We start from the raw sequence: 18,833 nt of genomic DNA on the forward strand, positions 1-18,833 counted from the left end.
GGGGGGGGGGCCCCCCCCGCGACAACGGGCTCGAACTCCAGGTGAAGGCGGCCCTGACGAACGATCTGCGGATCGAGCAGGATCTGGGCCGCTGGTTCCCGGTGTGGGGGGCGCCCGGCCTGTGATCAGGGCGGCCGGACCGTGCACCGGTCGGTCCATGAACCGGCTGGACCGTGAACCGGCCGGTCCTACTTGCCGCGCTCGCGTTCGTAGCGGCGTTCCCACTTGGTCTGGAGGTCTCGGCGGGCCCGGTAGGCCTTGTAGGTGGTCGGGGCGGGGCCCGGGGCCGGGGTGGAGGACGAGGTGGACGAGGTCGACGAGGTCGACGAGGAGGTCGCGCCTCGGCCGTACTGGACGTAGACGTAGAGCAGGGCCACGGCGGCGAGCCAGTAGAGGGGGTTTCCGAATCCCAGGACGACCAGGACGAAGGTCCCGGTGATGACTATGGTGCCCATGTCGTCCAGCGTAGGGAGACGGTCACTCACCGTGCATCTCCTTTTCCCCACGGGACGTTTCCGCACGGGCCGTTTCCGCACGGGCCGTTTCCGCACGGGACGCGGTGCCGGTCCTCACACGTCGGGTGCCGCGGTGATCACCCCCGCCGCGATCGCCGCGCGCAACGCCGCGTGGTCGGCGGTGGTCTGGTCGGCGTAGGCCTGGGCGAAGTCGGCGATCGCGTGGTCGAAGGTGTCGCCGGAGCCGAGGTATCCGGCGATGGCGATCCGGTCGCCGGAGCGGGCGTGGGCGCGGGCCAGGGCGGTACCGCAGAGCCGGGCGTACGCCGTGAGGTCGGTGGGGGTCATGCCGGCGACGTCGGCGGAGCCCTTCATGTCGCGCAGCCGGCGCCAGTAGTAGGCGCGGCCCTGGGGGCCGGTCATCCAGCCGAGGAAGATGTCGCTTGCGGCCTGGAGAAGGCGCTGTCCGGCGACGACCCGGTGGCCGGGGTGGGCGTACGGCCCGGTCGGCAGATGGGCCTCCAGGACGGAGGCGCGGGCCTCCTTGATCTGCAGGAACAGCGGGTCGTCGGCGTCGCGCCCGTTGAGCAGCACGATGAAGCAGCGCAGGCCGACGCTGCCGACGCCGACGACCTTGCGGGCGGCGTCGACGTAGCGGTAGCGGTCGAGGAGCAGCCGACGCTCCTCGGAGAGGGTGGAACGGTAGTCGCTGAAGATCTTGCGCAGGGCGGCGGAGTCGGAGACACCGGCGGGTTCGAGGAGCGGCGGGTCGTGGATGATGCGGTGGCGTCCGTCGACGACTTCGGTGAGTTTGCCGAGGGCCTGGAGGCTGGTGCGGCGGCGGGCCCGGGTGAGGCTGGCCTCGGCGCGCCGGCGGTGGCGGGCGGAGCGCAGCAGGGGCAGCAGCCGCTCGGCGTCGATGTGCTCGTACCAGACGGCCAGCTCGCCGAGCCTGGCCAGCCTCAGCATCGCGTTGCGGTAGGCGGCGACGGCCTCCACGGTGGCGGTGCGTGCCCTGGGCTCGGCGTGGCCGTTCTCGCGGGCGGCCACGGCGACGGAGGCGGCGAGCCGTTGCACGTCCCATTCGAAGGGCCCGGGGAACGTCTCGTCGAAGTCGTTCAGATCGAACAGCAGCGCCCGCTCGGGGGAGGCGTACAGCCCGAAGTTGAGCAGATGGGCGTCGCCGCAGAGCTGGACGGTCAGTCCGGTGTGCGGCCGGCCGGCCAGGTCGGCGGCCATCACGGCGGCGCCGCCGCGCAGGAAGGCGAAGGGCGAGGCGGCCATCCGGCCGTAGCGTACGGGCAGCAGTTCGGTCAGCCGGTCCCTGCCCTGCCGTTCCAGTACGGCGACGGGATCGGCCCGGTCGACCGGCGGCAGCCAGCCGGCGTGCGAGGACCGGGGGGCGCGCTTACGGGCCTCCTTGCCACGCCGGGCCCGCTCCTCGGGGGAGCCGGGTGCGCCGGATGCGCCGGGAGCCCCGGGGGTGCTCATCCGCCTCGTCTCCGCATCACGCCGGCCTCCCGCCTCGAACGCACCGCCGTCAAGCCCTTGTTCGCAGTCAAGGACGGGTGGCGGAGGTGTGCACGCCGAATCCGGCGAACGGGTGACACGCGGGGCGGGGCCAGGGGACGCGCCGGGTGCCGTCCGCGCGGACGGCACCCGGCATCCCGCTCAGCGGTTGTAGCGCAGGAACGCCCTGACCATGTGGCACGTCGTGTCCGACGGCGGGTGGACACCGATCAGCTCCGCCGTGCTGCGGATCTTCTCGTTGCGGGCCTGGTTAGGCAGGTAGACGCCGAGGTCGAGCAGCGCTATGGCGAGGCGCATCGCCTTGAGCCGGCGGTTGTGCGCCACGTACCACTCCCGGGGCCGTCCGGCCGGCAACGGCCGCTTGGCCACGGGCACATAGGGCAGGTCGAGCTGAACGGATCGCTTCGCGGTGGACTGGGTCGGCAACGGCTTCGGCTTCAGTGCGGCAGCGGGCACGGGCATCCTCCTGTCGCGGTCGGAACCCCACCGGAATCTCCGGCGGAACTCTCGAACACTGCATCCATTCTACGGCCCCCCACTGACAATCAGGAGGGCGCACAGCCAGGCAAATGCCCAGGTGGGCAACGAAATTGGCGCTGTGTCACAGCAGGTTCAAGAGGTACGCGCGAGGCGCCATGTATTCGAACAGAGCCACGGCTCCGGGCGCCTCTCCCAAGGGCCACTACCGTGGGAGCCATGGAGATCTGGATCAACCCGGCCTGCTCGAAGTGCCGCAGCGCGCTGACGCTGCTCGACGCCGAGGGCGCCGACTACACCGTCCGCCGTTATCTGGAGGACGTGCCGAGCGAGGACGAGATCAGGGACGTACTGGACCGGCTCGGGCTCGAACCGTGGGACATCACTCGGACCCAGGAGGCCGAGGCCAAGGAGCTGGGGCTGAAGGAGTGGGCGCGGGACTCCGCGTCGCGCGAGCGCTGGATCGCGGCGCTCGCCGGGCATCCCCGGCTGATCCAGCGGCCGATCATCACCGCCGAGGACGGTACGGCCGTGGTGGCGCGCACGGACGAGGCCGTACGGGACGCTCTGTCCCGTTAGTCGGCTGGGCAGCGGTTCGTCCGGTGGCGGGAGTCGGGGCGCGTACCGCTGTTACCCTCCGCGGCCATGACCTCCGGTGATCAAGGAAACCCGCACGCGCAGCAGGGGCCGTACGCCCAGCAGCCCCCGTACGCCCAGGCGCCATACGCCCAGCAGGTCCCGTACGTCCAACCCGGCCCGTACGTCCAACCCGGCCCGTACGCCCAGCCGGGGCGTCGGCGGACGCGGCGGGCGGTGGGTGCCGGGGTGGCTGTCGTGCTCGTCGGTGCGATCGCGGCCGGTGCGGCGATGGTCGGGGGCGGCGACGACGAGCGGCCCTCGGCGGCCTCGGGCACGGCCGTCTCGGACACCTCGACTCCGGGCGTTCCCTCCGTCGACGTCACCCTCCCCTCCGACGCGCCCAGTTCCCTCCCCTCCCTGCTCGCCCGACCGGTGATCCGGCCGGAGCAGGCGTTCCCCGCCACGAGCGTCCGGCTCTCGGACGGTTCCCGGTACTCCCGCGTGGACCTGGCCACCACCACCGACTGCGCCCGGGGCATGTCCCCGGAGCTGGCCCACCTGATCGAACAGGGCGGGGAGTGCTCCCGGCTGACGGCGGCCCTGTTCACGGACGTCGACCGGCTCTCGCAGATCACGGTCACCGTGCTGAGCTTCGCGCGGGTCGAGGACGCCTCGCGGGTGTTCATGATGGCCTCGATGGACCCGGTGACGTACCAGGTCATCTCCCTCGACCCGCCCCCGGAGGCGGGACTGCCGACCGTGCCGCCGGGTTCGGCCGGGGTCTTCCGCCGGGTGATGACGGTCCGCTCGGTGGTGTTCGCGAGCGGGCAGTGGGGCGACGGCAAGGAGACCCCGGAGGCCGAACTCACCGCCCAGACCGAGGGGTTGCTCCGGCACGTCAACGACACGGTCGTGGCGTACGAGGAGGGGAGGGCGGGGAACCGCTGAGCCGCCCCCGAGCCGGAGTGTGACGCGCGCCACTCCAGCCGACTCCTGCGACCCCTGAGTAACTTCGTTCGGGATCTCGTACATAGCGGCGTACGCTCCCCTACCTCTTTCAGGAGGCGCGCATGTCGCGCAGGAGAACCTTCGGCACGAAGAAGAAGATCGCGCTGCTCGTCAGCGCGGCGGCGGTGGCGGGCGGTGGTGCCTTCGCCATGGCGAGCAGCTCGAACGCCTCGCAGACGCCCCAGAAGGCGCAGACGCTGTCCGCCGCGAACTCGACGGTCTGTCAGGGGCTCGCCACCGCCCTCGGCAACAACCAGAAGTTCATCGACGGCCAACGGGCCACTCCGGACGCGCAGTCGGCGGCCCGGATCGCCAACCGCGAGGCGGTCATCGCGCAGATCAAGGTCCAGCAGCAGGCGTCGGGGTGCGTCGTTGGGGAGTCGGCTCAGGACTCCCAGTCGACGCAGCCCACCCAGCAGACCCAGCCGGCCCAGCCTTCGCAGGCGGCCTCGACCCCCGCAGCCGGCAACGGGAACACGGGCAACGGCGGTGCCGCCGCCTCCGGTCAGCAGGTCTGCAACGGCTCGACCGTCACCCTCTCCGGCGAGGCCGGCGCCCCGGCGGCGTCCAGCAACCAGTTCCCGGCGGGTACGAAGCTGAAGGTCACCAACCTGGACAACAACAAGTCCATCACCGTCGAGGTGACCTCGGTCTCCGGCAGCTGTGCGCTGCTGAACAACGCGGCCTTCGAGCAGGTCCGTGAGCCCGGCAAGTTCCTGATCCGCCGGGCCGTCATCGAGAAGGTGGGGTGAGGTTCAGACGCCGAGAAACGAGATGAGGCGGCGGCCCATTCCGGAGGGCGCGGCGACCGGCAGCTGATGGTGGGACACGTCCGGCAGGACGACGGTCTCCACGTGCGGCAGCCACTCGTCCGCCCGGGCCGCCACTTCGCACGGGTCATGGGTCCTGCTGTTCGCGGCCACGAACAGCAGGACCCGCGCACGCAGACCCCGCAGCGCCTCCGGTGTCGGGCGCGGACCGGTCACCGGCCGTCCCGCGGGGAAGCCGGCGGCCGTCTCCTGGAGCCGCAGCCAGTCGGGGTCGAGGCCCGCTCCCCCGCTCTCCCAGTCCAGGAAGGCCCACACCCGGCGTGGGGTGGGCCGCAGCAGCATCGGCAGGGCGCGCAGCAGATACGCCGTCTCGAACCCGGCGAAGCACTGGGTCGGGTCGAGGAGGAACAGACGGCTTACACGATCGGGGGCGCGCAGGGCGTGATGCAGGGCGATCCACGCGCCGTAGGAGTGTCCGCCCAGGTCCACGGGCGCCGTCGGCTCGATCCCCAGCCCCGCCAGCACCGCGTCCAGCCAGTCCCCCAGGTCTCCCACGGTCCGCACCCCGCGCGCTTCGGTACGTCCCGCGGCCCCGACCAGGTCGACGGCGTACACCCGCCGGACCCGGGCGAGGTCGGCCGCCTGCGCGAACCAGGAAGCCGAGGTCGCGCCGCCGCCCCCGGGCAGGAGCAGCAGCGGGGGCGCGTCGCGCGGGCCGCAGACATTGACGTACGTCCCGCCGAACGGCGTGGGGACGGTGACCGCCTCCCGGTCTGCGGGCCACTTGGCCATGACCTTGTCGTAGGCGGCCTGGAAGGCTCCGTCGTCGTATGTGCCCATGCGCTCCCCCTGTTTTGCAGGGTGCCGCTGCGCCCACCCTCCCCCACTCTCGGCTTCGCTCGAGCGGGGGGACCCCCATCGCCCCAGCGGCACGACTGCCCGCAGCTGCGCCTTGCCCCACTATTATCTCGCTCAGCAAGATACTTGGCGGGCGAGACGAAAACCGCAAGGGGGCGGCATGCCGACGAAGGAACAGGAACCGGAACCGGAAAGCGAGCTGGAGACCGTCCATCTGCTGCGCGCGGTGGCCGTCGGGCTCGGGCTGCACAGCGCGCGGTTCGCGAGCCGCAACGGTATGCACCCGACGGACGTACGGGCCCTGATCGTCCTCATGGACGCGCGACGGGCGGCCGAGGAGATGACGGCGGGGCGGCTCGGGGCCGCGCTCGGGCTGAACTCGGCGGGGGCCACGGCCCTGGTGGACCGGCTGGAGCGGGCCGGGCATGTCCGCCGGGTGCGCGGCGCCACCGACCGCCGCAAGGTCGTCATCGAGGTGGACGAACGCGCGGTCGCCCTGGGCCAGGCGTTCTTCGGCCCGCTCATCGGCCGGGTGGTGGAGCTGCTGCGGGAGTACGACGAGCGGGAGCGGGCCGCGATCCGGGGGTTCCTGGAGGGGGTGCGCAGGGCGGCGGAGGAGGCCGGATGACGGCGGGGTGACGGCCGGCGTGCCCGCCGCGGCGTGTCTCACAGGGTGAGCCGTCGTGCCTCACACCGTGAGCCGTGCCACAGAACCACCAGGTAACACGGGGTTCACATTTGAGCAATGACCGGGAAATCGCCTGTTGACAAGCTGCCGGTCAACACCGACGGCGCCCCAGTGCCGCAGCGCCGCAGCGTCAAAGCACCCGCAAGTGCGTCAGACACACCCCGGAGGAAGTGGCCCGTGACCTTCAAGGCTGAGTACATCTGGATCGACGGCACCCAGCCGACGGCGAAGCTCCGTTCCAAGACGAAGATCATCACGGGTGAGCCCGTCGGTCTGGACGCGCTGCCGATCTGGGGCTTCGACGGGTCCTCCACGAACCAGGCCGAGGGCCACGCCTCGGACCGCGTCCTCAAGCCGGTCTTCACCTGCCCCGACCCGATCCGCGGCGGCGACGACATCCTCGTCCTGTGCGAGGTCCTCAACATCGACATGACGCCGCACGAGTCCAACACCCGTGCCGCGCTCACCGAGGTCGCCACCAAGTTCGCCGCGCAGGAGCCGATCTTCGGCATCGAGCAGGAGTACACGTTCTTCCAGGACGGCTACCCGCTGGGCTTCCCCAAGGGCGGCTTCCCGGCCCCGCAGGGCGGCTACTACTGCGGTGTCGGCGCCGACGAGATCTTCGGCCGTGAGGTCGTCGAGGCCCACCTGGAGAACTGCCTGGCCGCCGGTCTCGGCATCTCCGGCATCAACGCCGAGGTCATGCCCGGCCAGTGGGAGTTCCAGGTCGGCCCGCTCGCCCCGCTCGAGGTCGCGGACCAGCTGTGGGTCGCCCGCTGGCTGCTCTACCGCACCGCCGAGGACTTCGGCGTCTCCGCCACCCTGGACCCGAAGCCGGTCAAGGGCGACTGGAACGGCGCCGGCGCGCACACCAACTTCTCCACCAAGGCGATGCGCGAGGGCTACGACGCGATCATCACCGCGTGCGAGTCGCTCGGTGAGGGCTCCAAGCCGCTCGAGCACGTCAAGAACTACGGCGCCGGCATCGACGACCGCCTGACCGGTCTGCACGAGACCGCCCCGTGGAACGAGTACTCCTACGGTGTCTCCAACCGTGGCGCCTCGGTCCGTATCCCGTGGCAGGTCGAGGTGGACGGCAAGGGCTACATCGAGGACCGCCGTCCGAACGCCAACGTCGACCCGTACCTGGTGACCCGCCTGATCGTGGACACCTGCTGCTCCGCGCTGGAGAAGGCCGGCCAGGTCTGATCCGTCCCGCAGCTCCCTGAAGGGGCGCCCACCGTTCTGGTGGGCGTCCCTTCTGCGTATCGTGCGCCCTCATGGGGACCGAGAACGACTCGACGGCGTGGGTGCACGCGTACGGCTCGGCGGGTGACGTACCCGGGCTGCTGCGGGCGATGGAGTCCACCGACGAGGCGGTGCGCAGAAGGGCGATGGCCTGGCTGGGCTCCCTCCTGTGCCACCGGGACAACGTGCGCACCTCACCCGCGGTGCCGCAGCTGGCCCGGCTCGCCGTGTCGGGGCCCGGCCACCGGGCCCCCCTCCTACGGCTGCTCGGTGACCTCGTGAACTGGGCCGGGCCGTCCGACGAACAGGAGCGGTGCCGGCGGGCCGTGGCGGTGGCGATGCCGTCCCTGCTGCCCCTGGTCGAGCACGCCGACACGGCCGTACGCGGGGCGATGGTGCAACTGATCGCCGCGTGCGGCCGGGAGAGCGACCTGCCACTGCCGTCCGTGCTGCGCGGGCGGCTGGCCGAGGAGACCGACCCCATGGTGCGCGCCAGGATCGTGACGGCGCTCGGCCTGCTGGACACGGGCGACGGCGCCTGGCGGCACGGTCTGCTGGCCGACCCCGAGCCCCGGGTCGCGCTCGCCGCCGCCGAGGACCTGCTGCGCACCGCCGAGCTGCCCCTGCCGGACACACTGGTCGACGCCTGCGCACGGGCGTACACCGCCGAGCCGCGGGAGGCGCAGGAGCCGGAGGCGCAGGAGGTCTCCCGCTGGCCGGAGCCCTACCGGCCGTTCACCGGACGGCTTCTGGAGGACCCCCAAGCCGCGCTGCGGGCGCTGGGCGGGGGCATACCGCTCGCCTTCGAGATCACCGAGCGCTGGCGGGACCGCGAGACCGATGTGTTCCCCTGGGCGCTGCGCGAGACGGAGGCCGATACCCGGCACCTCTACCGCCTGGCGCGGCTGACCTGCGCGCTGCCGGCGGAGCTGCACGGGGCCGTGCGGGAGCATGTGCTGCCGTTCCTCGCCGACGAGAACCCGGCGCTGCGGGCGGCGGCGGTCACCGTGCTGGCACGCGCGCGGGTGCCGGAGGCGGTCGAGGAGGCGGTGCGGCTGGTCGAGGAGGCGCCCGGTGCCTACGACAGCTGCCGGGCTGTCGCCGCGGTGGCCGACGAGTTCGGCGCCGAGGCGCTGCCCGTCGCGCGGGCGGTGGCAGAGCGGCTGGGCGAGGGCCACTCGGAGCTGGTCAAGGTGCTGACCCGGTTCCCCGGGGTGGCGGCGGAGGCCGTCGAGCAGCTCGCCGGGCTGCTGACCCGCCACCGCACCGGGTACCCGCCGGCCGCGATCGCCGTGCTGGCCGCTCTGGGCCGCGACGCGGGTGACGTGGGCGAGCGGGCGCTGCGGGTCTGCGTGGCCGAGGGCGTCCACTCCACGGTGTCGGCGGAGGCCGCGGTGGCGCTCTGGCCGGTGAGCGGGGACCCCGAGCCGGCGCTGTCCCTCCTCCGGCAGGACATGAACGCCGCGCCGAACTCGTCCTGGGCGACGATCCTCGCGGCCAGACTCGGCACCGCCGCCGCCCCGCTGCTGCCGCTCATCGAACCGATGCTGGCACCCACGGCACCGGCCGGTGTCCGGGCCACGGCGGCGCGCGCCGTCTGGCTCATCGCCGGCCGGACCGAGGGCACCGCCGAACCGCTGGCCCGGCAGGCGGTCAAGTGGGAGCGGCCGAACGCGGCCTTCACCGAGCCCGTGGTGACACTGACCGAGATGGGGCTCCTCCCCCGCTTCGCCGTGGAGCCGTTGCGACGCGGCGCCGAGGCCCCGCAGCGGGCCTTCCGGGACCTCATGTACGGAGACGCCCTGCACCCGGACTATGTGCTCAGGTCCGCCGTCCGCAGGCTGCTCGCCACGGCCCGGGTGGTCGACTGACGTCAACTTCCCGCGGGAGAACCGTCCGAGCAGTGAGAGAGGGCTCCTGTCACGGGCGGGTGTCTGCTTCAATGGGGTCATGGCCGGCTTCCAGAAGTACACCGCGACGGGTCGCCATGACCTCGAGCCCTTCTGGCCTTCCCGTCAGCACCACGACTACGACCGGGTGTGTTGCCGCGCGAAGAACGCGCCGGCCCTCTAACGCCGTACACCCCGGCCTTCGGCCGACGCGAGACACCGTACGTCCCTTCCGACGAACCTCTCGCGCGAAAGAGCTGACCTCTCATGGCGACCACCCGTTCCCTCCCCACCGCCACGCTCACCACCCCCGTCGTCCAGAACACCCCCCGGCACCGGCTGCGGGCCGTCGGCCCCGACGAGGTGGCCGACGTGGCGGACCTCCTGCCGCCCGGCGCCACCTGGCTGCCCGCCCCGCAGCACAGTCTGCCCGACCTGCCCGGCCGGCCCGCGATGGTCGGCTACCTCGTGCTGATCCCGGCGGACCAGCGGCAGCCGTTCCCGCCGGTCCCGGTTCCGGCGACGGAGACCGGCCCGGGCAACCCGCTCGTGCGCGTCGACACCGTACGGCGCACCGCCGAGGTGGACGGGCGTGAACTCGACCTCACCTACCTGGAGTTCGAGCTGCTCGCCCACCTCGTGGCGCATCCGAACCGGGTGCACACGCGCGACCAGCTCGTCACCACGGTGTGGGGGTACGGCCATGTCGGTGACGGTCGTACGGTCGACGTCCATGTCGCCCGGCTGCGCCGCAAGCTGGGCGCCGAGCACCGCGGCACCATCCAGACGGTGCGCCGCGTCGGCTACAAGTACACACCGCCGGCCGGCCGTTGACGCTCTGCCCTGAGCAGACGGCGGTTCCCTCCCGCGACCCGGCCGGGCACAGTCACCGGCATGAGACTTCTGGTGCTGGGTGGTACGGAGTTCGTGGGACGGGCCGTCGTGGAGGCGGCCCTCGGACGCGGCTGGGACGTGACCGTCCTGAACCGGGGGCGGCACATCCCCGCCCCCGGAGTGCGGGCGCTGACCGGTGACCGCACCGCGCCCGGCGGGCTGGACGCCCTCGGCGCGCACGACGGGGACCACGCGGGGGAATGGGACGCCGTCGTGGACACCTGGTCGTCGGCGCCGCGCCCGGTGCACGAGGCGGCGCGGCTGCTGCGGGGCCGCGCCGGCCGGTACGTGTACGTGTCGAGCTGCTCGGTGTACACCTGGGCCCCGCCCGCCGGGTACACGGAGGACGCGCCCGTGGTCGAGGGCGCCGCGCCCGACGCCGACTCGACCGACTACTACCGCGACAAGCGGGGCGGCGAGCTGGCCGCCGTCGACGCCTTCGGCGCGGAGGACTCCGTTCTCGTACGGGCCGGGCTGATCCTCGGCCCGTACGAGAACGTCGGCCGGCTGCCGTGGTGGCTGGACCGGATCGCGCGCGGCGGCCCGGTCCTCGCCCCCGGGCCCCGGGACCTTCCCCTGCAGTACGTCGACGCCCGCGACCTCGCCGCGTGGATCCTCGGGGCGGTCGAGCGTGAGCTGAGCGGGCCGTACAACCTGATGAGCCCCCAAGGACACACCACCATGGGCGAGTTCCTCGACGCCTGTGTGCACGCCACCGGCTCCGATGCCCAACTACGCTGGGCCGCACCGGAGATCGTCCTCGCCGCGGGCATCGAGCCCTGGGTGCAGCTGCCGGTGTGGGTGCCGCCGGGCACCGACCTGCACGACGCCCTGCACGCCGCCGACGTCTCACGGGCGGTGGCGACGGGGCTGTCCTGCCGTCCGGTCGAGGAGACCGTCGCCGACACCTGGGCCTGGCTGCGGTCGATCGGCGGCACTGCACCGCATCGCTCCGACCGCGCGGTGAAGGGGCTGGACCCGGAGGTGGAGGCGAGGGTGCTGGCCAGAATATTTTCCTGAGGCCCGGTTTGGAGGTCCCGGACGACGACAACCGCAGGTTACCGGCGGTGCCGGTCCTTCCGGGCCGGGACCGGCAGGTGTTCAACTAGCGTGAAATGTGGGGGCGTTGGGGACGGTTTGTCGTACGGACCTCTCATCAATTTCTGAGACCGCTGAACACCTCTGGGACGGGATGCGTAAAGGAGGGAGCAGCTTCACTCCTGTCGGGCGCCTCGATGCGACCCCGCCAAGGAAGTCAGAGGAGTTCCATGGGACGCAACATTCGTAAACGCCGTTCGTCGATGGCCACGAAGGCCGTGGCAGCATCGGCGGCCCTAGCGCTCGGCGGGGGCGGGCTGATCTGGGCGAACTTCTACGCTTCGGCGCACGAGTCGAACAGCTCGGGTCAGAACACGACCAAGGCCGCCACCGCGGCAGCGCAGGTCGCCACCATTTCCTGCCCGGACGTGGGGCAGAAGCTGACGAACGTGCCGGAGAAGGCCAAGCAGGGCGTCGCCACCGAGCTGGCGAACCTCGACAAGCAGATCACCGAGGCCTACGCCCGGCTCGCCTCCACTCGTCAGGCGCAGGCGAACGACTCCGGGTTCGTGCAGAACGCGATCGTCGGCCCCCTCAAGGAGAAGCGGGCTGCCACGATCGACCGGATCCGCATCGACATCCAGCGCGTCGGCGGCCAGTTCAACACCCAGCTCAGCCAGCTCGCGGCCTGCACCACGCAGGCGGCGCAGACCAACGCCGGCCAGGGTGGCAACCAGCAGAACGGCGGCCAGCAGCAGAACGGCGGCAACCAGCAGAACGGCGGCCAGAACAACAACCAGAACGGCGGCCAGCAGAACGGCGGCCAGCAGCAGGCCGGCGCCAACGGCCAGGGCGGCAACGGCCCGACCGCGGCCGACTTCGTGGACATCACGAAGGTCCAGGCCAACGCGCAGCTGGGTGTGGGCCAGAACGGTCTCGCCGCGAACGGCAACTCGGGTTCGCGCGGCACCTTCACCACCAAGTGCGGCACCAACGGCAACGACAACCACAACACGGACAACGTGATCGTGGCCCCCGGTGTCTCCAACGGTGCCCACCACCTGCACGACTACGTCGGCAACCAGTCCAACGACGCGTTCGCGAGCGACCAGGAGCTGGCGGCGGCCCAGACCAGCTGCCAGAACCAGGGCGACAAGTCGTCCTACTTCTGGCCGGTGCTCCGCGTCCAGGACGGTTCGCAGGACTTCGACCAGAACAACGACGGCGGTGGCAAGGAAGGCAACGTCGGCAAGATCCTTCAGCCCGCCCAGGCGCAGCTGAAGTTCGTCGGCAACAAGAAGGGCAACGTCGTCGCGATGCCGACGGCCCTGCGCATCATCACCGGTGACGCGAAGGCCTTCGTCAACGGCAACGCCAACGCCAACGTGAACTGGTCCTGCACCGGCTTCGAGAACAAGGTGCAGCTGGAGACCCAGTACCCGATCTGCCCGCAGGGCAGCCAGGTGGTGCGTACGACCAACTTCCAGAGCTGCTGGGACGGTCAGAACATCGACTCCGCCAACCACCGTACGCACGTGGCCTTCGCCCAGGCGGACGGCTCCTGCGCCAACGGCTTCAAGGCGATCCCGCAGCTCCAGGTCCGGCTGGTCTACAACGTTCCGCAGCCGAAGATCCAGAACGGCGTCGTGACGAACGCGTACGCGGTGGACTCCTTCCCGGAGAACCTGCACAAGCCGATCACCGACCACAACGACTTCATCAACTTCTTCTCCGCGAACACGATGAACCAGATGGTCAACTGCATCAACACCGGCAAGAAGTGCCAGTAATCAGTAGCCAGTAGGCGCTGGCTGAGAAGACCGGCAACTGAGAAGGCCGGCGGTGAGGATTCCTCACCGCCGGCCTTCTTGTGTGATGAGTCAGTGACCGGAGTGCGTCGCGCTGCTCGACGCCTCGCCCGACTCGTGCGCGGAGTGGTCCGTGCCCTCCTCGATGTCACCGCCGAGCGTCTTGCGCAGCGTCGTCACGACGCTGGTCTCCTCGCCCACGGCGACCCACTTGCGGCCGACCAGATAGTGGCCGCCGTAGTCCTTGGCGCCGTTGAGCCACTCACGCTGGCCACGGTCGGTGGCGAAGGTCAGCAGCAGGAACTTGCCCGCGGAGGTCTTGCAGATGGCCTGGCGGAGTTCGTCGGCGTCGGTCTGCATGTTGGGCTTGCAGTCCACCTCGGCGGCCAGGTGCTCCAGGCTGCCGGTCGCCGCCGTGGGCACGGCCACCTCGGCCTTCCCCGAGCTGCTGGACGCGCACCCCGCCAGCACCAGCGCCGCCGCGGCGGTCGCCGCCGCGAGGATCGGTCGGGTCACCTTCATCAGTCCTCCCTGCGTGAGCCTCGTCCTGGATACGGCTCCCGCGTACGGTCCGCTCAAAATACGGTGCCGACCTGGCACACGCGTGCGAGAGTGGGCCGGTGAACCACGACTGGGAAGCGCGCGTGACGGCCGCCTGGGCCACCTTCGACCACTATCCGCAGGCGCGGGCCGCCGACTTCCGGGCCGTGATCGACCAACTCGTCGCCGAACTGCCCGAGAACAGCCCCTTGCGCCCCTTCGAGCGCGCCTGCGCCTGGGACTCCACCGGCCACAGCGACCGTGCCGTACCGCTCTACCGTGAGGCGCTCGCGCTGGGGCTGACCGGCTACCAGGCCCGCCGGGCCAAGATCCAGCTCTCCAGCTCCCTACGCAACACCGGCCAGGCCGAGGAGGGTGTCGAGCTGCTCACGCCCGAACTGGACGCCCCTTCCGACGAGCTGGACGACGCCGTACGCGCCACACTCGCCCTGTGTCTGTCGAGCCTCGGCCGCGACCGCGAGGGCCTGTCACTCGTCCTCGGCGCGCTCGCCCCGCATCTGCCGCGCTACCAGCGGTCGATGGCGAACTACGCGCGGGCGCTCGTCGAGCAGTAGGGCGGGCGCACCCCGTACGGCGGTGACCATCGACCGCCCCGCTCGTTGCGCTGTGCGTGCAGTCACAGGATGTCGCCCCGAGCCCCGCACCCGCCCCCGGTTCCGTCACCGACGGGGCCGTCGACGTCGAGCAGGCCGAGGCCGCGCTCGTCGAGCACTATCCGCGTCTCGTCCGGCTCGCCTACCTGGTGCTGCCGCCGGGACTCGGCCGGGGCCGCCGGGTCCTGACCGCCCACGCCCTCGTCCAGCGCGCCCTGCCCCGCGGCCGCACCATGGCCCCCGTGATCCCGGCCCAGGCCGGCGGCCGCGACGGCGACGGCGACGGCGACGGCGACCCCGGATACGCCTACATCCGCCTCCAGGTGGTGCGTACGGCGCTGGAGGCGGGCCTGCCGCTCCTGCGCCGGGCGTGGCCGAAGCGGGCGCAACTGCCGCCGCTGCTCCCGCAGGTGCGGGGCCTCAGGCTGTTCCCGCGCTCCGGCGGCGCCGACGAACTCGCCCTGGCCCAGCGGCTGTCCGCCCTGACCGGCCCGGCCCGCGCCGTCTATGTGCTGCGCGGTCTGGAGCAGCTGTCCGACGCCGAGGTGCGCAAGGTCCTCGCCGAGGCCCGCGTCGAGGACACCGACGCGGCGCTGGCCGAGGCCGACGCGGTCCCCGCCCGGTACGCCCTGCTCGACTCCCCCGAGTTCGACCCCTGCTCGCTGCAGGCCCGGCCCACCGATCTGATGCAGCGCCGTCGGCACACCCGGGCCGCGCTCGCCGCGGTCGCCGCTCTCGCGGTGTGCGGCGCGCTGGTCGCCCTGCCCGGCGACGGCTGGGGCCCGGACGGCGCGGCCGCGCCGCTGTACGCGCGGAACCCGGCCGCCGAGGCCGCGCTCGACCCGGGCCGGCTGCTGCGGGTCTCCCCCGTCGCCTGGAAGACGTCCGCGCGCACCGACTTCTCCGTCTGGCCGGCCCGCGGCGCCCTGGTCCGCGACAGCGCGTTGTTGCGCCGCGCGCTCGCCGTCTGGGCCCGCCCCGGCGCCACGGTCCAGGTCTCGGCGACCCCCGACACCCCCGCCGGCGGCCCGTCCGGCCCGCCCCAGCTCCTGTACGCGGGTGACGTCGGCAACGCACGCGTGGTGATCTTCTACGACGGTCTGCGCGTCGCCCGTTACGCCGAGCCGAAGGACGGCACGGCCGGGGCCGCCCTGGACTTCGCGCGGGTCGACGGCGCGACCGGCGCCGAGGCGTCCGCGATCGTCCTGGACCGGGCCGACGGCAACGTCCGCTGGCTGACGGCGCCCTGGGTGACCGCGGCGGGCGAGCGGGACCTCGGCAAGCCGGGCGCCGGGGTGATGGCCCTGACACTCACCGACGGCATCACCTCACCACTGGCCAGCCCCGCGACCCGGACCGGCACCTGCACCGGCTGGAACGTCCTGCAGCTCACCGACGCCTCCGGCACCCATCTCCTCACCGACCTCGGCGAGTTGGTCCCCGCCCGGCTCACCGGCGGCCGGCCCACCGCGCCGAAGGAGGCCACGGGAGCGGAGGCCCTCGGCACCTGGGCGCCGTACGCCTGCTCGCTGGCCGATGTGCGCGGGCAGGGCGTGCGGACGGTCAACGCCTGGTCGTACGCGCGTCAGGTGCTGCCCGACGGGAGCGGCTCGGCGGAATGGGTGTGCACCCGGGCGGAGACCTGGCGCGGTGACGGAAGCCGGGTGCTGGCTCAGTTCCGTACGCCGGGCGGGCTGTTCGGGGCTGCCGTGGCGAAAGCCGGGGACGTCCCGGCGTGCGGGCCGCGTGATCCGCATGTGCTCGCCGGGGTGCTGTGGAAGTCGCGGGGTGGCCACTGGTATCTCCTCGCGGCCGGTGACTCCGGGACGCGCGACGTCCGGGCGACCGGCGGCGTGCGGGACTCCGCACCGGGCAATCTGCTCACCGCGGCGGCGAGGAAGGGAGCGAAGGCGGATCTGAAGGGCACGCTGGCGAACGGACGGTCGGTCAACGGGCTCAACTGATCACGGCCGGCGCTCGATATGTGAACGACCTAGGCCGATCCGGTCCGTTCGAGGCCGGATTCGGTCGGTAAGGTGTGCGCATGACTACCGGGGTTCGTCGAAGAATGGGAGTCGAGGAGCGTCGGCAGCAGTTGATCGGCGTCGCCCTCGACCTGTTCGCCCAGCGCTCGCCCGACGAGGTCTCCATCGACGAGATAGCGGCCGCCGCCGGTATCTCGCGCCCCCTCGTCTACCACTACTTCCCCGGCAAACTCAGCCTGTACGAGGCCGCGTTGAAACGGGCCTCGCAGGATCTCGCCGCCCGCTTCGTCGAACCCGCCGAAGGGCCGCTCGGCGCACGGCTGCTGCGGGTGATGCGCCGCTACTTCGACTTCGTCGACGAGCACGGCCCGGGTTTCTCCGCCCTCATGCGCGGCGGCCCGGCCGTCGGCTCGTCCACGACCAACGCGCTGATCGACTCCGTACGCCAGGCCGCCTACGAGCAGATCCTGTCCCACCTGGGCATCACCGATCCGCCGCCCCGGCTGGAGCTGGTGGTGCGGTCCTGGATCTCGCTCGCCGAGTCGACCGCGCTGATCTGGCTGGACGGGCGGCGCATCCCGCGCGCGGAACTGGAGGTGCAGCTCGTGCACGACTTCGCCGCGCTCACCGCGGTCAGCGCGGCCTACGACGAGGAGATGCGCACCCTGCTGCACCCCATGCTGGCCGGCGAGCCGGCCGACGGCCCCTTCGGAAACCTGGCGGCCCGGCTCATCGCGCTGGCGTCGTAGCGGCCACTACTCCCGCTCGAACTTGCGGTACGACGGGTCCAGGTCGCGGACCTCGGCGGAGGCGTGCAACGTGATCCCCTCGTCCTCGATGTGCTCGCGCAGCAGCTCCAGGACCGCCTCGGTCAGCTTCGCCTTGGTCTCGTCGGTGCGGCCGGCGAGCAGGCCGAGGGTGACGTGGACGATCGCGTGCTGGTACTCCAGCGGGTCCTCGTACCCGTACGCGGTGAGGTCGGCCTTGCGGAACAGTGTCTTGCACGCCTCCGGCTTGGCGGCCGCGATCTCGACGACCGACGTGTGCAGGGCCTGCGCGAAGGCTTGCTGGTCGAAGGCGTGGGTCACGGCGGCCGAGTAGTCCACGGTGATGTTCGGCATGAGCACTCCTGTTCCAGGACGACAGCGTCACGTCACCCTAACCGCAGCGCCAGCATCGCGATGTCGTCCTCCTGGTCGGGGCCGAAGCGGCGGAGCAGCAGGTCGCAGAGGGCGTCCAGGCCGGGCGGGGCGTCCGCGGCGGCCGTGCGCAGGCGTTCCAGGCTGACGCCGAGGTCGGTGCCGCGGGTCTCGATCAGACCGTCGGTGATCATGAGCAGCCGGTCGTCGGGGCCCAGCACCAGTTCGGCGGGGGCCGGACGCTCCAGGCCGAGGCCGAGCAGCGGCCCGTCCACGTCGACGTACGCGGCGGTTCCGGCGCCGGAGACGACCAGCGGCGGAATATGCCCGGCGTTGGCCACCCGCAGCCGCCCGGTGGCGGGGTCCAGCAGGGCCAGGCAGGCGGTCGCCGTGACGTCGGGGTGGTAGTGCTGGAGCATCCGGTCGAGCCGGGCGGCGAGCACCGCCGGGTCGGGGTCCTCGACGCAGTAGGCGCGCAGCGCGTGCCGGATCTCCACCATCACCGTGGCGGCCTCCAGCGAGTGCCCGACGACGTCCCCGACGGCGGTGAGCACCCGGCCGCCGGTGGACACGGCCGCGTAGAAGTCGCCGCCGATCTCGGTCTCCCGGGACACGGGCACGTACCGCACGACCAGGTCCACGCCGGGCAGCCGGGGCGGCCGCTCCGGGCGGGGCAGGAAGCTGTGCTGCAGGGTGAGCGCGACATGCCGTTCGACCTGGTACATCAGCAGCGGCTCGGCGGCGAGTGCGGTGACCTGGGCGAGGCGGGAGAGCAGTCCGTCGTCGACGACGGGCGCGGCGGCCGGGACCGCCACGCAGACGGGCGTACGGCGGCCCGGGGCCACGGCCGGTACCAGCCGGGCGGCCTCCCGCAGCCCCGGCCGGAAGAACCCGGCCGGCCACACCGTCGCCGGTGCGACCACGCCCCGCTGTCCGCCGTGGCCCGCCGCGACCCGGGACACCAGCCGGGCCACCGTCTCGTGCGCGGCGGCGTCCGGGAGTCCGAGGGTGCCGCGGTCGGGGGAGGTGCCCCGATGCAGTCCGCCGTCCGGGCCGACCACGAAGACCACCGCGGGCGCCCCGGCGAGCCGGGCGGCGCCCTCCGCGGCGGCCTCGGCCAGCTCGCCCGGGCAGCGCGCGGTCTGCACGGCGACGGTCGCCTCCGCGAGCAGCGTCAGCCGGCGTGCCCGTGCCTCCGCGTCGCCCCTGCGGCGCGCCCCGCGCACGGCGGCCCGTACGACGGACTGCAGCTGCAGCGGATCGGCGGGCACCGTCTGACTACCGGCTCTCTCGGAAACGACTGGGGAACGACT

19 protein-coding genes and 1 pseudogene (1 of these 20 only partly in view) are annotated in these 18,833 nt (G+C 72.3%); 13 read left to right on the forward strand and 7 right to left on the reverse strand.

All coding sequences use genetic code 11. From position 1 onward, the window contains the following. Nucleotides 1-125 carry the 3' portion of a PspA-associated protein PspAB gene (gene pspAB, locus ACLZN2_RS13590; protein ID WP_416978683.1) on the forward strand. The gene continues 460 nt to the left of window position 1, outside the view, so the window shows 125 of its 585 coding nt (coding positions 461-585); its start codon lies off the left edge, out of view; it ends in the stop codon at nucleotides 123-125. Between the two features lie 63 nt (nucleotides 126-188). Here the strand turns inward: pspAB and ACLZN2_RS13595 are convergent, their stop codons facing one another. From ACLZN2_RS13595 to ACLZN2_RS13605, 3 genes are all read right to left on the reverse strand, one after another. Next, entirely contained in the window at nucleotides 189-455 is a 267-nt protein-coding gene (locus tag ACLZN2_RS13595) for a hypothetical protein (protein WP_416978684.1), read from the reverse strand. 114 nt (nucleotides 456-569) lie between these two features. Continuing rightward, on the reverse strand, nucleotides 570-1,946 hold the full coding sequence (locus ACLZN2_RS13600; RefSeq protein WP_416978685.1) for a DUF2252 domain-containing protein: 1,377 nt from the start codon (nucleotides 1,944-1,946) through the stop codon (nucleotides 570-572). Between the two features lie 180 nt (nucleotides 1,947-2,126). Further along, on the reverse strand, nucleotides 2,127-2,441 hold the full coding sequence (locus tag ACLZN2_RS13605) for a hypothetical protein (protein ID WP_403817473.1): 315 nt from the start codon (nucleotides 2,439-2,441) through the stop codon (nucleotides 2,127-2,129). Between the two features lie 240 nt (nucleotides 2,442-2,681). Here ACLZN2_RS13605 and ACLZN2_RS13610 point away from each other — a divergent pair, with 240 nt between their 5' ends. The 3 genes from ACLZN2_RS13610 (at nucleotide 2,682) to ACLZN2_RS13620 (ending at nucleotide 4,801) form a co-directional block, all read left to right on the forward strand. Beyond that, on the forward strand, nucleotides 2,682-3,041 hold the full coding sequence (locus tag ACLZN2_RS13610; RefSeq protein WP_416978686.1) for an arsenate reductase family protein: 360 nt from the start codon (nucleotides 2,682-2,684) through the stop codon (nucleotides 3,039-3,041). A gap of 66 nt (nucleotides 3,042-3,107) precedes the next feature. Further along, a complete protein-coding gene (locus ACLZN2_RS13615; protein ID WP_416978687.1) occupies nucleotides 3,108-3,989 on the forward strand; it encodes a hypothetical protein in 882 nt (293 codons plus the stop codon). Nucleotides 3,990-4,111: 122 nt separating this feature from the next. After that, a complete protein-coding gene (locus ACLZN2_RS13620) occupies nucleotides 4,112-4,801 on the forward strand; it encodes a hypothetical protein (protein ID WP_416978688.1) in 690 nt (229 codons plus the stop codon). A gap of 3 nt (nucleotides 4,802-4,804) precedes the next feature. Here ACLZN2_RS13620 and ACLZN2_RS13625 read toward each other — a convergent pair whose 3' ends face one another. Beyond that, nucleotides 4,805-5,659: an alpha/beta fold hydrolase gene (locus ACLZN2_RS13625; protein ID WP_416978689.1), complete on the reverse strand. Its 855-nt coding sequence runs from the start codon at nucleotides 5,657-5,659 to the stop codon at nucleotides 4,805-4,807. Nucleotides 5,660-5,837: 178 nt separating this feature from the next. On the opposite strand from ACLZN2_RS13625, the gene ACLZN2_RS13630 reads away from it, so the two are divergent. The 6 genes from ACLZN2_RS13630 (at nucleotide 5,838) to ACLZN2_RS13655 (ending at nucleotide 13,224) form a co-directional block, all read left to right on the forward strand. Beyond that, nucleotides 5,838-6,305, forward strand: coding sequence for a MarR family winged helix-turn-helix transcriptional regulator (locus ACLZN2_RS13630; protein ID WP_416978690.1), 468 nt, complete (start codon nucleotides 5,838-5,840; stop codon nucleotides 6,303-6,305). Between the two features lie 237 nt (nucleotides 6,306-6,542). Further along, nucleotides 6,543-7,574, forward strand: coding sequence for a glutamine synthetase (glnII, locus tag ACLZN2_RS13635; RefSeq protein ID WP_416978691.1), 1,032 nt, complete (start codon nucleotides 6,543-6,545; stop codon nucleotides 7,572-7,574). A gap of 71 nt (nucleotides 7,575-7,645) precedes the next feature. Beyond that, nucleotides 7,646-9,484, forward strand: a complete 1,839-nt coding sequence (locus ACLZN2_RS13640; RefSeq protein WP_416978692.1) for a hypothetical protein — start codon at nucleotides 7,646-7,648, stop codon at nucleotides 9,482-9,484. Nucleotides 9,485-9,769: 285 nt separating this feature from the next. Further along, on the forward strand, nucleotides 9,770-10,336 hold the full coding sequence (locus tag ACLZN2_RS13645; RefSeq protein ID WP_416978693.1) for a winged helix-turn-helix domain-containing protein: 567 nt from the start codon (nucleotides 9,770-9,772) through the stop codon (nucleotides 10,334-10,336). A 60-nt stretch (nucleotides 10,337-10,396) separates the two neighbouring features. Beyond that, the gene (locus ACLZN2_RS13650) at nucleotides 10,397-11,416 is read left to right on the forward strand and encodes an NAD-dependent epimerase/dehydratase family protein (protein ID WP_416978694.1); all 1,020 of its coding nucleotides are present in this window, start codon (nucleotides 10,397-10,399) and stop codon (nucleotides 11,414-11,416) included. Nucleotides 11,417-11,664: 248 nt separating this feature from the next. After that, nucleotides 11,665-13,224 carry a DUF1996 domain-containing protein gene (locus tag ACLZN2_RS13655; protein WP_416978695.1) on the forward strand — a complete coding sequence of 520 codons (1,560 nt, stop codon included), beginning with the start codon at nucleotides 11,665-11,667 and terminating at the stop codon, nucleotides 13,222-13,224. 90 nt (nucleotides 13,225-13,314) lie between these two features. Here ACLZN2_RS13655 and ACLZN2_RS13660 read toward each other — a convergent pair whose 3' ends face one another. Next, a complete protein-coding gene (locus ACLZN2_RS13660; protein ID WP_416978696.1) occupies nucleotides 13,315-13,764 on the reverse strand; it encodes a hypothetical protein in 450 nt (149 codons plus the stop codon). Between the two features lie 98 nt (nucleotides 13,765-13,862). On the opposite strand from ACLZN2_RS13660, the gene ACLZN2_RS13665 reads away from it, so the two are divergent. The 3 genes from ACLZN2_RS13665 to ACLZN2_RS13675 all read left to right on the forward strand — a co-directional run bounded on the left by ACLZN2_RS13665 (nucleotide 13,863) and on the right by ACLZN2_RS13675 (nucleotide 17,130). Continuing rightward, nucleotides 13,863-14,357 carry a tetratricopeptide repeat protein gene (locus ACLZN2_RS13665; protein WP_416978697.1) on the forward strand — a complete coding sequence of 165 codons (495 nt, stop codon included), beginning with the start codon at nucleotides 13,863-13,865 and terminating at the stop codon, nucleotides 14,355-14,357. 56 nt (nucleotides 14,358-14,413) lie between these two features. Further along, nucleotides 14,414-16,360, forward strand: a complete 1,947-nt coding sequence (locus ACLZN2_RS13670; protein ID WP_416978698.1) for a hypothetical protein — start codon at nucleotides 14,414-14,416, stop codon at nucleotides 16,358-16,360. 80 nt (nucleotides 16,361-16,440) lie between these two features. Continuing rightward, nucleotides 16,441-17,130 (forward strand): TetR/AcrR family transcriptional regulator, encoded by a 690-nt coding sequence (locus tag ACLZN2_RS13675; protein WP_416978699.1) that lies wholly within the window; start codon nucleotides 16,441-16,443, stop codon nucleotides 17,128-17,130. Between the two features lie 6 nt (nucleotides 17,131-17,136). Here ACLZN2_RS13675 and ACLZN2_RS13680 read toward each other — a convergent pair whose 3' ends face one another. Further along, entirely contained in the window at nucleotides 17,137-17,502 is a 366-nt protein-coding gene (locus ACLZN2_RS13680) for a 5-carboxymethyl-2-hydroxymuconate Delta-isomerase (RefSeq protein ID WP_416978700.1), read from the reverse strand. Between the two features lie 32 nt (nucleotides 17,503-17,534). Further along, nucleotides 17,535-18,794: pseudogene (locus tag ACLZN2_RS13685) on the reverse strand (PP2C family protein-serine/threonine phosphatase); the annotation flags it as partial. Nucleotides 18,795-18,833: the final 39 nt, after the last annotated feature.

This window comes from Streptomyces sp. T028 (genome assembly GCF_048159505.1).
In the GTDB taxonomy this organism is placed as follows: domain Bacteria; phylum Actinomycetota; class Actinomycetes; order Streptomycetales; family Streptomycetaceae; genus Streptomyces.